The sequence below is a fragment of the Halanaerobium hydrogeniformans genome (assembly GCF_000166415.1).
Classification (GTDB): domain Bacteria; phylum Bacillota; class Halanaerobiia; order Halanaerobiales; family Halanaerobiaceae; genus Halanaerobium; species Halanaerobium hydrogeniformans.
Genome location: NC_014654.1, coordinates 1,421,071 through 1,434,513 on the forward strand (window position 1 = coordinate 1,421,071; position 13,443 = coordinate 1,434,513).

Sequence of the window (13,443 nt, forward strand, 5' to 3'; positions counted from 1 at the left end):
TAAAATTCAAAATACTATATTATACTAGTCTTTTCTATAGGTGTTGCATTTAATATTGCAATTTAAGAAAATTTTAAATTTTATTAAAAATCTATAGTTTGGACTAATTCTGCATTATTAAAAATAAATTCTTTGCGTAAAGAAGCATTAGAACCCATTAAACGGGTAAATATATCATCAGCTTCAAAATCATCGTCAATTTCTACTCGTAATAAAACCCTGTTTTCTGGATCCATAGTTGTATCCCACAGCTGACGAGGATTCATTTCTCCCAATCCTTTGTAGCGCTGCAGTGAAAAATTTTCATGTTTTTTCTTATATTCTGCTAATTCTTGATCACTGTATAAATACTTTGTAGATTTTCCTCTACTAACTTTGTAAAGGGGTGGTTTAGCAAGATAAATATAGCCTTCCTCTATTAACTCCGGCATATATCTATAAAAAAGAGTTAAAATTAAAGTAGCAATATGAGCACCATCTACATCAGCATCGGTCATAATAATAATTTTATGATAGCGTAAATTTTTAATATTAAAATCTTCTCCAATACCTGCTCCTAAAGCAGTGATTATTGAAGCAATTTCAGTATTATTTAATATCTTATCAAGCCTTGCCCTTTCAACATTTAAAATTTTACCTTTAAGTGGCAGAATGGCCTGAAAATTACGGTCTCTACCCTGTTTTGCAGAACCACCAGCAGAATCTCCCTCAACTATAAAGAGTTCGCTCTTTTCTGCTTTTTTGCTGCTGCAATCCGCTAATTTACCCGGCAGAGCATTTGAATTCAAAGCACTCTTTCTTTTAGTAAGTTCTCTAGCTTTTTTTGATGCTTTACGAGCTCTAACAGCCTGTACAGCTTTATCAATAACTTTATTTGCTAGATCAGGATTGGTGTCAAAATAAAGGCTTAGATATTCATATACTTCACTTTCTACTATACTTCTAAGTTCACTATTACCAAGTTTGGTTTTGGTTTGACCCTCAAATTGAGGTTCTGGTAATTTTACATTGATAATAGCAGTAATACCCTCTCTAACATCTTTACCTCTTAAAGAAGAAATTTTTGCCGGTAAGCGATTATTATTTTTTGCAAAGTTATTAATTGCTCTTGTGAGAGCTGTTTTAAAACCTGTTAAATGATAGCCACCATCTATTGTGTTAATATTATTTGCATAAGAATAAATTCTCTCATTATAACCATCGTTGTATTGTATGGCCATTTCTACTTCATAATCTTCTGGCTTAGATTCAAAATAAATTATATCTTCATTAATAACGTTTCTATCTTTATTTAAGAATTCAACAAAGGCTTTAATGCCACCATCATATTGGAAGACTTTTTTCTTTTCGCCTTCTCCTCTTTCATCAATTAAAATTAAAGTTAAATCTTTATTTAAATAAGCAGATTCCTGTAATCTATGGGCAAGATTCTCAAACTTATAATCTCTTGCCGCAAAAATATCACTATCGGCTTTAAATCTTATCACTGTACCACTACGCTTAGTTTTGCCCAGTTTTTCAAGCTTGGAAGTTGGAACTCCTTTTTTAAAAACCTGTCTATATTTATTGCCTTCCCAGTGAGTGGTTAAAACAAGTTTTTCTGAAAGTGCATTTACAACTGAAACACCTACTCCATGTAAACCACCAGAAACTTTATAACTGTTATTATTAAATTTACCTCCTGCATGTAAGGTGGTTAAAACAACCTGAACTGCAGGTAGACCACTGTCTTTATGGATATCTGCTGGAATACCTCTCCCATAATCCTCAACAGTTATCTCATTATTCTCATGAATTGTTACTTTGATTTCATCTCCATAACCTGCTAAAAACTCATCTATACTATTATCAACTACCTCCCACACAAGGTGGTGTAGACCTTTGATTCCTGTACTCCCTATATACATACCAGGCCTTTTTCTAACTGCTTCTAGACCCTTTAATACCTGTATTTGATCAGCATTATAATCTGTTTTATCAAAAAGTGTTTCCATGATTCGTCACCATCCTTCATTTCCTTATTATAACAAAGAGTTAAATATAATGCCAGTTAAAAAATAAATTGATTTGCATAAGCTATTCATTAAATGATATTATATATTAGCAGAACTTAGCTAATTATCAAATATTATTTTATTTGTTGAGAGGAGATAAAAGATGAGTGAAGAAATTTATCCAATTGCGATTGAAGATAAAATGAAAGATGCTTATTTAAACTACTCGTTAAGTGTTATTGTTGGAAGAGCTCTTCCGGATGTTAGAGATGGTTTAAAACCTGTCCACAGAAGAATTTTATATGCAGCAAGAGAACTGGGGTTATTACATAATAAAGCCCATAAAAAATCTGCCCGGCTTGTTGGAGAGGTTCTTGGTAAGTTCCATCCGCATGGAGATTCTGCTGTTTATGATGCTCTTGTTCGGATGGCCCAGGATTTTAATCAGCGCTATCAGTTAATAGATGGTCATGGTAATTTTGGTTCTATTGATGGCGATAGTGCTGCAGCAATGCGTTATACTGAAACAAAATTAACGGAAGTTGCTGAATCACTTTTAGAAAATATTGACGAAGAAACTGTTAAATTTAGAGATAACTTTGATGGTACCCTTCAGGAACCGGAAGTTTTACCGTCTAAAATACCCAATCTTTTGATTAATGGCTCAAGTGGTATTGCGGTTGGAATGAGCACCTCTATTCCACCTCATAACTTAGCTGAGGTTATAGATGCTGTGCTGCATTTACTTGAATATCCAAATGCTCGTCTGGATACAATTATTAAAAATCATCTTCCCGGTCCAGATTTCCCAACTGGGGCCAGTATTGTTGGTAATGAAGGTATAAAAAGCGCCTATGAAAATGGTAAAGGAAAAATCATTTTAAGAGCCAAAAGTAAAATTGAAAAAGAGGGCAGACATAAAAATATTATTATCACAGAAATTCCCTATCAATTAAATAAATCAAAACTAATTGAGGAAATAGCTGAGCTCGTTAATAAATCTAAATTAACTTCTGTTTCTGATTTGCGGGATGAATCAGACAAAGATGGGATCAGAATATTAATAGCTTTAAAAAGCGGTGCTGATCCAGAATTAACTTTAAACAGACTCTATAAATATACTTCAATGCAGAGTAGTTTTAGAATTAATCTTTTAGCACTTGATAATAAAAAGCCTAAAGTGATGGGACTACTTGAAATTTTAAATCATTTTATAGAATTTCGTAAAGAAGTTATCAAAAACCACACTAAATATAACTTAAATAAATCAGAAAATCGCTTTCATATTCTAGAAGGTTTAAAAATCGCAATAAATAAACTTGATTTAGTAATCCAAATTATTAGAAATTCTAATGAAAAAAGTGAAGCCAAAGCTAAGCTTGTTGAACAGTTAAATATTTCTGAAGTTCAAGCGCAATCAATACTACAAATGCAGTTACAGAGATTAGTTGGAATGGAAATAGAGAAGTTAGAAGCTGAAAAAACTGAACTGGCAGCAAAAATCAAGGAATACAAAAAGATTTTAACTGAAGAAAAAACTTTAAAAGAATATTTAAAAAATGAGTTAAAGGAAATGAAAGATAAATTCGCAGATAAACGTAGAACTACTATTATCGAAGATGATGAAAAAGCAGAAATTAATAAACAGGATTTAATCAAGGAGAAAGAAGCTGTTGTCTCCCTCTCTTATAGGGGAATAATTAAAAGAAATGAAGAGTATTCTAATTTAAGAGCAGCTAAAAATGACTATTTAATTTCAACTGTCAAGGGATCTTCACTTGATCAATTGTTATTCTTTAGTGATCACGGGGAGGTCTATAATCTTCAGGTCCATGAACTGGAAGAACATCACGGTTTAGCTACAGGTGATAATTTATCTAAATATATGCAGCTTCCTCTTGAAGAAAATATTATTTCTTTAAACATACTTTCAAAAAAGAATAAGCAAAATAACTTTTATGTTTTTGTTACAGAATCGGGGCAGATTAAAAGAACTGCAGCTAAAGAATATGAGACAAATTACAGTCATATTAGAGCAATTAAGCTTGATAATGATAAGCTGATAAATGTTGAAAAAGCTGAGGAAAAAGACCAAATAATGATAATTTCTCAAAATGGTTATGCAATTAGATTTAAAGGAAAAAGTTTTTCCAGTACAGGTCGTAATACAATGGGCAGTAAGGCAATAAAACTTGCCAAAAATGATAAAGTAACTGCTTTTTCAATCTTTAATAAAAATAAATATCTTGTTTCTGTAACTGAAACAGGAAGAGCTAATAAAATAAAATTAAGCCAATTTAGATTGCAAAAAAGAAATGGTAGAGGCCAAAGAATCTTCTCCAATCAAAATTATAAATTAGCAGGAGCAGCTTTTTGTGAGGAAAATGAAAAAATATTAATCGCTGCAAAAAATGGCGAAATGTATACAGTAGAGGTAGATAAAATACCAGAAACATCTCCCGGTGGTAATATGTATCAGATAACTAAGAATATCGATTTTGAAAAAATAACAAGAGTAAAAAAGATTCTCATCCCAGATGATTAATCTTGATAATAAAAGCTCCCTTTAAACCCGGATTCGATCTGAGTTTAAATGGGAGCTTTATCAATTACTATCATTCTATTTTAAAAACACATGGTTTCCTATTCTTACTACTTTTTCTCGGCGAGCAAAAAAGCCGGGATTAACTGATTTATCAGGATTATAAAAATAGATACTTCCCTGACTGGGATCATTACCATCTATTGCCTCATAAGCTGCCTGAATCGATTCATTGTTTGGAGTTATATTTATCATACCATTCTCAACCGGTGTGAACTGACCTGATTGATAAACAACATCTTTGATTGTATTAGGAAAAGAAGGATGATAAACTCTATTTAAAACCACTCCACCAACTGCAACTTTGCCTTTATAGCTTTCACCTCTAGCTTCAGCATGGATGATACTTGCTAGTATCTGCACATCTTCTGCACTAAAACTTCCTCTTTTTTCAATATCATCTCTATTAATATTGATTTCTGGACTGGAACTATTTCTGCTTCTGCTGCTACCAAAGGCAACTAATAAAAAAACTAAACCAAGGCCAGTATAAAGGTCTTCTTTATCAATTGAGCTTGATGCTCTCGCCCTATTTACCGGATAAAGAATAGGAATAAATATACTATTAATAATCAAGATGAAACTCAAGCCTATAATAATTTTTTTAAAGGATATTTTTTGCATTATGTCTTCTCCTTTTTAAAAGCCTGTTTTAGACTAGTATATTTATAAAATTAGAGCCAATAATGCAAGGCCACCAATTATATAGCCAGTATTAATTGAATCTAATCCAGCTCTTCCTCTTAAATCAGCATCTTCAGGATCAACACCAGATTCGAGTTGAGCAACTCTAGTTTCTAAATCTTCAATTCTTGATAAACTCATTTGCTGTCTTTCTTGAATATCAACAAAAGTTTCATCACCTTCAAGCTGTTCTTCTAAACTGGCTAAAGTTTCAATCTGATTAGACATTACTGTTAACTCTTCCTTGAGATCAGATACTCTTATGTTAACATCTGAAATATCTTCATCTTGAATTTTATTTTGATCTTCAATTTCATTAATTCTGTCTTCAAATTCTCTTTGGTTTTGAGCTACAGCTACCAATTCATCTCTAAATTCAAGTGAAAGTTCTCTAATTATATCAACATCTTCTTCAGTAAGTTCTCCTCCACCAGCTACCATATTATCAAGCATGTTAGCTATAATTTCAGCTAACTCATATCTTGTAACACTTTCGTCACCATCGAAATCTTCACCTGCATATAAGCTCAAATAACCTCTTTCAGCTAGAGTTTGAACACTATCATAAGCCCAGTGATCTCTTGGAACATCTTCAAATTCCTGGGCTGCTGCTCCAAAACTAAAGATAAAAGTGAAGATTAAAGCTAAGATAATTATATTTTTTATTTTCATATTTATTCTTCCTCCTCAATAATATTTCTCAGCATAATTTCTATTTCATTATTGTCAGCATTTACTAAAGATAAATTTTCTATCTCAATATTTCCAATACTGTCAGATCTTTTTCTAAAGTGGACTGTTGCTATAACACCATTGAAGTGATCATAAGGTAATTCCTGTTCAAACCTTAATTTACCAGCTTCAACTCTTTCTGGCCTATTAAAAGGCAGTAGATTATTTTGTCCAATAAAGAAGTCTCCACGAGAAACATGGCTTAAAATTAGGCTTTCACTATCAAAAGCAAAATCAAAGTCCATTGTTTCAGCTTCACCAATATTGGCCGCAACTATATCTACAGAAAAATAGTTTTGGTCACGCTGACCTGGATTTTCTCTTAAATATATAAGGGGACTTAATTCAGGTAATTCTATTTCTTCAACAATTGTTTTTTCATATTCATTAATCCCACTTACTTTAACTGCAAATGGTAATGTGCCATCTACCCTTAATGCTTGAATTAACCAGTTAACATTTAGACTTTCATCAGAATCTAAGATACCTAAATGTTTAGTTAATTTTTCACTAGCAGCAGCATCGAGACCAGGTGCTAAAATCAATTCAGCTTCTACTCCGTATAAAGCAGTCTCACCAACATTGCTGATATTTGCCTGAACTTTAAATGGATTTGGATCTAATTTGCCATCTACAGCTTCAACCTCTTCCATTAAGCTTATATCTGCCTCTAATATAGGTGGTCCTAAAAACTCAACAAGTCTTTCGACCTCGTTAGAATCAGTGTTATCTGCTTCTACAATAACTCTATATGTCATATCTTCAGGTATTTCTCCATAATCTTTAGGTCTTACATTCCAGTTTATCTGACTAATACTTCCAGCTTCCATATCTCCAAGCTCTCTGCTAGTATTATTAGCTTCAAAACCATCAGGCAATTCAATATTTGCCCTTACATTTTCAGCCTCAATTTCAGATGTATTTTCAAGATAAGCTACAACCGGAAAACTCCTTTTGTTTTCATTAAAGGTAACTTCTGCAGGAGATGTTACACCCAATGATAAAATACCGGGGACAATAGTAATACCACCCAATCCATAATTACTGATAATAGTTTTGCTTTCACCAGCTTCAAGGATTTCAGGAACCCAATACATTGCCATTGCACTATCTATTTCAAATTCTCCTCGGCGGATAAATTCTTCACCTGGATTGAAATCAAAATCCCAGACCCCATCTGCCAGACTCCCCCAGTCTGAAAAATAGACTCGATCCGGGGTTGTAACATTTGGACCAATCAGAGTTCCCTGAGAAGTGACCTGTGGATTAGATATACTATCAAAAGCCTGCCAAAAAGTTTCTAATTGTTTGTCATAATATAATGTGTCTGTTGAAATAGTATCTTCTCCAAGTCTAAAAGGTGCTCCATCATTTTCACCTAACATAGTATCAATCATCAGACGGAGTCCAACTTTTTCTTCTTCATCACCTTCATTGATAATTCTATATTTTATTTGTGCAGTATCTGCTAAACCGGTGGTAGAACTTCTAACAATAGATAATATCTGCTCTACAACAATATTATCAAATTGAGTTTTGGTAACAATTTGACCATCTTCAAGAGTTGGTTCTTGAATAACCTCACCATACTTGGCATCTTTACCAGCTCTTCTTTGTGTCTGCCCACCAAAAACATATTTTTCATCATTTAACCAGAGAGTTGTATAAGAAGTCCAGGGATTTGGTCTTCCATAAATTAAGGGTTTATTCATATCATCTTCCCTTAACGGAGCACCCCCGGTTGTTTCAACAGCAAATCTTCCCATAGCATTATCATTTTGATTCACTACAATTACTATATATTCATTACCAAAACGCAAATTATTATGTTCATCAACAGTACTAAAAGTATCATTTTGAGCATTTAAATTTACATTTATGATAAATAGAAATGTAATTACAGTTATAAAAATAAGTATTTTTTTATATATTTTCATATTTTTTATTTACTCACCTCCTGAAATGAATTGTATTTCTCCAAGTTCAACCTCAACTTGAGTATTGTCTGAATCATCAATATAATATTCTACTGTAACAGGTATCCGATAAGGCTGTTGATATTCTTTAAATGTCCAGCCTCTTTCAATTGTTATTGCAGCAACTCGATCCATTGATTCATAACCAGATGATTCTACAATATCAACTTCTCTAATTTCACCCTGCCTGGATACTTCAGCACTTAATTTAACTACACCTTCAGATCTACTTCCAACTAAATCTTTTGGAAAAGCAGGTGCTACTATCAGATTAACTAAATCTCCTGAGGTTGGAGGAGGTGGAGGTGGTGGTTCTTCTTCAACTGCAGTTTCTTCTACAGTTTCACTTTCCTGCTCTACTTCACTTTCCTGTTGAGTTTCACTTTCTTCTTGCTCAATCTGCTCAGTATCTGATGCTGTATCCTGATCCTGATCTATTTCAATTTCCAATTCACTTTCTTCAGCAGCTATAATTTCTTGAACCTCTTCTGCGATATCTTCTTCAATTATATCCTCAACTGCTTCTTCAGCAATTTCTTCAGATGGCTCATCAACAATAATCTCTTCTTCTTCAATTTCAATATCTTCTTCAATCACTTGTTCTTCGATTTCTTCTTCAACCGGATCATCAACTTCATCAATTTCTTCTTCAACCGGATCATCAACTTCATCAATTTCTTCTTCCACTACTTCCTCTTCTTCCGCTTCTGCTTCAGCTTCAGGCTCCACTTGATCTACATCAGGCAGAGAAGGTTGATAATCTACCATTTGAATATATCTATAATCACTTAATTGACCATTGCTCTGTGCACTACCATGCATAAAGCCAATTGGAATAATATAAATAATTATCAAATGAAAGATAAGTGAAAGAATTATATATTTAAGTAATTTATTTTGATCATTTTTATTCGGCATAAATTCACCATCCTGTTAACTGCCATCTTTTTCTGCTGCAAGTGCAAGTCTATATATTCCAGCATCCCTCATTTGATCAATTAATGCAACTACATTATCATATCTAGTTTCTTTATCTGCGCTAATAATTATTGTCAACTGCCCTTCATTATCCTGATTTCTTAATTCTGCTTCAGAAATAATTTGAGCTAAAGTTAATGTTTCACCCTCAAAATAATATGAACCATCAGCATCTATTTCAACTATAAAATTCGTCTCGCTCTGATCTGTTGCAGTAACAGCAGTTGGAAGCTGCATATCAATTCCCTGAGGATTTGTTCTAAAAGTTGTAAAAAGCATAAAAAAGACAAGCAAGAAAAATATTACATCAACCATTGGTATAATATTTATTGAACTTTTCTTTTTAAGAGTACTTTTGAACATTTTCTTCACCTCGATTATTGGAAACAACATCAATAATCTCTACCATGCTTAAATTCATATTATGGGCTTTCCTTTCTACCATATGAGAGAAATATGAATAAAAAATAGCAGTAGGTATAGCAATAATTAATCCTAAAGCAGTACTAATTAAAGCAGCAGCTATTCCAGAACTGATCTGAGCTGGATTGGCTGCTCCAGCAGCAGTTCCAAGAATATTAAAACTGCTAATAATTCCAATTACAGTACCTAAAAGACCTAAAAGTGGTGAGATCATTGCAACTACATCAAGAATTGGTAAATGCTTCTCCATTTTCTTAATCTCATCTTCACCAACTGCCTGCAGCACTTCCCGGAGCCGTGCAGGATCTTCACTATTATGAGCTAAAGCAGTTGAAATTAATTTTGCATTTGTGCTTTTTTTACCTTTAAGCTCATTTAAAGCACTTAAAATATCTCCTTCTTCAACAAGTATTTCTATTCTCTTTATTAGTCGAAAATTATTATCTTTATTTCTGGCAAAGAAAATTGTTTTTTCTATTATTACCGCTAAACTAAAGACCGAAGCAATTAATAGTGGTAATGTCATTGGTCCACCTAATGTAAATAAATTAAAAAAACGGGTAAAATTCAATCCGATCACTCCTCTTAAATCATTATATTTGAGTTTATTAAGTTTCATAAATTACTTTGTATATAATTAAAATTTGTATTTCAATTAGACTGGGAAAATAATTTTGAAAATACTACCATTATTATTACTATCCACCTCTATTTTTGCACCATGAGCTTCAATTAATTCTTTTGTAACCGCAAGTCCAATCCCGGTTCCACCATTTTCAGAAGAACGAGATTTATCTGCTCTATAAAATCTTTCAAAAATATATGGTAAATCTTCTCTAGAAATTCCATAACCCGTATCAGAAATTTGAATAATAATATTATTATCTCTTTGGCAACTTTTAATTGTAATCTTTCCATTATCTCGGTTATATTTGACAGCATTTTCAATTAAGTTATTTAATATTTGAATCAAGCTATCTTTATCTGCCTCAATTATTAGTTCTTTTTCCAATTCTAGATTCAATTTTATATTTTTAGATTCAATCTGCTTTAGCTTTTTTTTGCTTACATTTTTAATCAGTTTGTTAATTTCTATTTGCTCTTTCTGTAGATTAAAAATCTTATTTTGAGCTTCAGCAAATTCTTTTAATTTCTCTATTAAAGATACCATCCTTGCAATTTCTTCTTTAAGTTCATCAAGATTTTCCTGGTTTAAAGAAATTTTGCCATCTTCAAATGCTTCAATATATCCCTTGATCGTAGTAATTGGAGTTCTTAATTCATGAGCAAGATCAGATGCCGATTCTTTACGTATTTTTTCTAATTTCACTAATTTTTCTGTCATTTGATTAAATGCTGTTATTAATTCTGCTAATTCATCATCCCCATTATTAGAAATTTTTTGGTCAAAATCACCTTCTGCTACTTTGAAAGCTGCATTTTTTAATTTGATTAAGGGTTCAGTTATTATTCTAGAGATTATAAAAGAAATAATTATTACCAGAACTATCACTATTAAAGCACTAAAGATTATAGCCTGAAAAACATTTCTTCTAAAATAATTATAAAGTTCTGAATCAATCTGCTCACGAGAGCTAACTTCCTGCCAGTATAAAGTAGCCTGAAGGCTGTCTTCAACATAAATTTCTTCTCTTCTACTTTGTCCAGGTAGAAAATCACTTCTTTCAGTCACCATATGAGAATCTCCCATCATCCTTCTCATCATTTGATGATGTTGAGTTGGAGCAAATATTATATTGCCATCTCTGTCTTCAAGCCAGACTGGGATTCTATGGGTTCTCACAAAATTATTTAAGAGTGAGTTTATCTCATTTCTTGAACCAGCTTCAAAGTTTTCTCTTAGCATCTCTAAGAGTTCTTCTATACTTTCCTGCTGTTGTAAGTTAATAAAATCATCAAATCTTTCTCCGATCGAATAATTGATAAAAAGACCTACTAAAAGCATAGAGAAAACAACAAGTATTAAAAAGATTATAAATAATTTTTTACCAAGTTTAGACATTAAATATCACCGGTAAACTTATAACCTGCTCCGTAAACAGTGACTATATATTCATCTTTTTTTAGTTTAAGTTTTTTGCGAATATTTTTTATGTGTGTATCAATAGTTCTATCAAAACCACTGAATTCTAAACCCATTACCTTATTCGCTAATTGTTCTCTACTTAATACTTGCCTGGCATTATTTATTAATTCCATTAATATTTTGAATTCAGTTGAGGTTAAATCACAATTATCATTATCCTGTTTAACAACCATTTCTTCTGGATATATTTTTATATTACCATCTTTTAAAGTTATTATGCTTGCTTTATTGCTGTCATTGCTTCTTCTTAGAACTGCCTTTATTCTTGCTTTAAGTTCACGAGGGCTAAATGGTTTAGTGATATAATCATCAGTTCCATAATTAAAACCATCAATTTTATTTTCTTCACTACTTTTAGCGGTGAGCATTATAATAGGAATTTGTGAACTTTGCCTTATTTTTTGACAGACTTTTTCGCCGCTTAATTTTGGGATCATTAAATCCAGGATTATTAAATTAAAATTATTATCGGCAAATAATTTCAGTGCTTTTTCCCCATTCTCAGCTTCATAAACCTCATAATCTTCTTCCAAATAGGAGGTTATTATTTTTCTTATTTTATATTCATCTTCAACTATTAAAATCTTATCCATATCAACACCTCAATAAAGTAAAAATATTATTGGAAACCCTTAACCATCTATTATACATTATATAACTTTTAGGGCCTATAGTACAAGCTTAAATTGAAAAAATCTGTTTGCCCGTTAAGGCAAACAGATTAATTAAACTTTATCTTGGCTCTACAATCAATTTAATGGCTGTTCGTTCTTCACTATCTATTTCTATATCTGTAAATGCAGGAATACAGATTAGATCTACTCCACTTGGAGCAACAAAACCTCTTGCAATGGCTACTGCTTTGACACCTTGATTAATTGCTCCAGCCCCAATTGCCTGCAATTCAGCATTGCCATTCTCCCTCAAAACCCCTGCTAGAGCACCAGCAACCTTGTTTGGGCTAGAACTAGATGATACTTTTAATATTTCCATTTCATCGATTACCTCCTTGATTGGTTATATATTTATTCCCTCTATAAATTATATATTAACCGTAAATGACACATTTTCCTGCATGAAAACAAAAAATTACAAATTATTTTTATTTATTATACTAATATTTTCTGTAATTCTATTTATTTCATCTACTTCAAGGAGTACAGAATTGATTTTAACCGCTCCAGTAGCAACTTCATATCTAACTGGTAGTGAAGTTTTCATTTTCTCAACCATATTTTCAACTTTCATACCAATAATAGAATCAACTGCACCAGTTAAACCAACATCGGTTATGTAGGCAGTTCCCTTAGGAAATATCTGAGCATCATTAGTTTGAACATGGGTATGGGTTCCTATGACAGCGGTAACCATTCCATCTACCGCTCTTGCAAATGCCATTTTCTCCCCTGATGCTTCTGCATGAAAATCAACGATTATTATATCTGAATCCTTTATCGCTGGATAGAGTTCCATAAATTCATGATAGGGAGAATCATGAGTATTCATATAAACCTGACCGATTAAATTGACCACAGTAATATTTTTATTATTTTTATTAATTGTAATCCAACCCCTACCGGGATTATTTTTAGGAAAATTCAATGGCCTGATAATTCTCTTATTATACTCAATAAAGTTAAAGATATCTTTATTATCCCAGGTGTGATTACCCATTGTTAAAACATCTATCCCATATTCATAAAGTTCTTCAGCAGTTTTTTCGGTTATTCCAAAACCACCAGCAGCATTTTCACCATTTGCGATTATTAAATCTACCTCATGTTTTTTTACAATCTTATCTAAGAACTTTCTTAATGCTCTGCGCCCTGCTCGACCCATTACATCTCCAACAAATAATATATTCATTAAAATTCTCCTTACAATTTATACTGGATTTAGATTTTATTATCCAATTATAATGTATTTTAGCAAATTTATCAAATATTT

At 32.2% G+C, this 13,443-nt stretch carries 12 protein-coding genes; 1 reads left to right on the plus strand and 11 read right to left on the minus strand.

Annotated features, from left to right (window positions below):
• Positions 1-83 precede the first annotated feature (83 nt).
• Positions 84-1,994, minus strand: coding sequence for a DNA topoisomerase (ATP-hydrolyzing) subunit B (gyrB, locus tag HALSA_RS06345; protein WP_013405771.1), 1,911 nt, complete (start codon positions 1,992-1,994; stop codon positions 84-86).
• A 163-nt stretch (positions 1,995-2,157) separates the two neighbouring features.
• Between gyrB and gyrA the strand changes: the two genes are divergently transcribed.
• Complete coding sequence (gyrA, locus tag HALSA_RS06350) at positions 2,158-4,539, plus strand: DNA gyrase subunit A (RefSeq protein WP_013405772.1); 2,382 nt, start codon at positions 2,158-2,160, stop codon at positions 4,537-4,539.
• 75 nt (positions 4,540-4,614) lie between these two features.
• Here the strand turns inward: gyrA and HALSA_RS06355 are convergent, their stop codons facing one another.
• The 10 genes from HALSA_RS06355 to HALSA_RS06400 all read right to left on the minus strand — a co-directional run bounded on the left by HALSA_RS06355 (position 4,615) and on the right by HALSA_RS06400 (position 13,362).
• Positions 4,615-5,220, minus strand: coding sequence for a cell wall hydrolase (locus HALSA_RS06355; protein ID WP_013405773.1), 606 nt, complete (start codon positions 5,218-5,220; stop codon positions 4,615-4,617).
• Positions 5,221-5,262: 42 nt separating this feature from the next.
• The gene (locus tag HALSA_RS06360; RefSeq protein WP_013405774.1) at positions 5,263-5,952 is read right to left on the minus strand and encodes an S-layer homology domain-containing protein; all 690 of its coding nucleotides are present in this window, start codon (positions 5,950-5,952) and stop codon (positions 5,263-5,265) included.
• Positions 5,953-5,954: 2 nt separating this feature from the next.
• Positions 5,955-7,949, minus strand: a complete 1,995-nt coding sequence (locus tag HALSA_RS06365; protein ID WP_013405775.1) for a hypothetical protein — start codon at positions 7,947-7,949, stop codon at positions 5,955-5,957.
• A 9-nt stretch (positions 7,950-7,958) separates the two neighbouring features.
• Complete coding sequence (locus HALSA_RS06370; protein ID WP_013405776.1) at positions 7,959-8,906, minus strand: TonB family protein; 948 nt, start codon at positions 8,904-8,906, stop codon at positions 7,959-7,961.
• Between the two features lie 15 nt (positions 8,907-8,921).
• Positions 8,922-9,329 carry an ExbD/TolR family protein gene (locus HALSA_RS06375; protein WP_013405777.1) on the minus strand — a complete coding sequence of 136 codons (408 nt, stop codon included), beginning with the start codon at positions 9,327-9,329 and terminating at the stop codon, positions 8,922-8,924.
• The gene (locus HALSA_RS06380; protein WP_229343208.1) at positions 9,310-9,969 is read right to left on the minus strand and encodes a MotA/TolQ/ExbB proton channel family protein; all 660 of its coding nucleotides are present in this window, start codon (positions 9,967-9,969) and stop codon (positions 9,310-9,312) included. Before HALSA_RS06380 ends, HALSA_RS06375 begins: the two co-directional genes overlap by 20 nt.
• 75 nt (positions 9,970-10,044) lie before the next feature.
• Positions 10,045-11,412, minus strand: coding sequence for a sensor histidine kinase (locus HALSA_RS06385; protein ID WP_013405779.1), 1,368 nt, complete (start codon positions 11,410-11,412; stop codon positions 10,045-10,047).
• Positions 11,412-12,089: a response regulator transcription factor gene (locus tag HALSA_RS06390; RefSeq protein WP_013405780.1), complete on the minus strand. Its 678-nt coding sequence runs from the start codon at positions 12,087-12,089 to the stop codon at positions 11,412-11,414. The genes HALSA_RS06385 and HALSA_RS06390 overlap by 1 nt, the downstream gene beginning before the upstream one ends.
• A 139-nt stretch (positions 12,090-12,228) precedes the next feature.
• Positions 12,229-12,489, minus strand: a complete 261-nt coding sequence (locus HALSA_RS06395) for a stage V sporulation protein S (RefSeq protein ID WP_013405781.1) — start codon at positions 12,487-12,489, stop codon at positions 12,229-12,231.
• A gap of 96 nt (positions 12,490-12,585) precedes the next feature.
• Positions 12,586-13,362: a TIGR00282 family metallophosphoesterase gene (locus tag HALSA_RS06400; RefSeq protein ID WP_013405782.1), complete on the minus strand. Its 777-nt coding sequence runs from the start codon at positions 13,360-13,362 to the stop codon at positions 12,586-12,588.
• Positions 13,363-13,443 lie beyond the last annotated feature (81 nt).

What these genes read in the sequence shown, in the direction of transcription:
- HALSA_RS06365 (WP_013405775.1), bottom strand. Translation starts at nt 7,949, where the DNA reads ATGAAAATATATAAAAAAATACTTATTTTTATAACTGTAATTACATTT.
- gyrB (WP_013405771.1), bottom strand. Translation starts at nt 1,994, where the DNA reads ATGGAAACACTTTTTGATAAAACAGATTATAATGCTGATCAAATACAG.
- HALSA_RS06390 (WP_013405780.1), bottom strand. Translation starts at nt 12,089, where the DNA reads ATGGATAAGATTTTAATAGTTGAAGATGAATATAAAATAAGAAAAATA.
- gyrA (WP_013405772.1), top strand. Translation starts at nt 2,158, where the DNA reads ATGAGTGAAGAAATTTATCCAATTGCGATTGAAGATAAAATGAAAGAT.
- HALSA_RS06370 (WP_013405776.1), bottom strand. Translation starts at nt 8,906, where the DNA reads ATGCCGAATAAAAATGATCAAAATAAATTACTTAAATATATAATTCTT.
- HALSA_RS06375 (WP_013405777.1), bottom strand. Translation starts at nt 9,329, where the DNA reads ATGTTCAAAAGTACTCTTAAAAAGAAAAGTTCAATAAATATTATACCA.
- HALSA_RS06385 (WP_013405779.1), bottom strand. Translation starts at nt 11,412, where the DNA reads ATGTCTAAACTTGGTAAAAAATTATTTATAATCTTTTTAATACTTGTT.
- HALSA_RS06395 (WP_013405781.1), bottom strand. Translation starts at nt 12,489, where the DNA reads ATGGAAATATTAAAAGTATCATCTAGTTCTAGCCCAAACAAGGTTGCT.
- HALSA_RS06355 (WP_013405773.1), bottom strand. Translation starts at nt 5,220, where the DNA reads ATGCAAAAAATATCCTTTAAAAAAATTATTATAGGCTTGAGTTTCATC.
- HALSA_RS06360 (WP_013405774.1), bottom strand. Translation starts at nt 5,952, where the DNA reads ATGAAAATAAAAAATATAATTATCTTAGCTTTAATCTTCACTTTTATC.
- HALSA_RS06400 (WP_013405782.1), bottom strand. Translation starts at nt 13,362, where the DNA reads ATGAATATATTATTTGTTGGAGATGTAATGGGTCGAGCAGGGCGCAGA.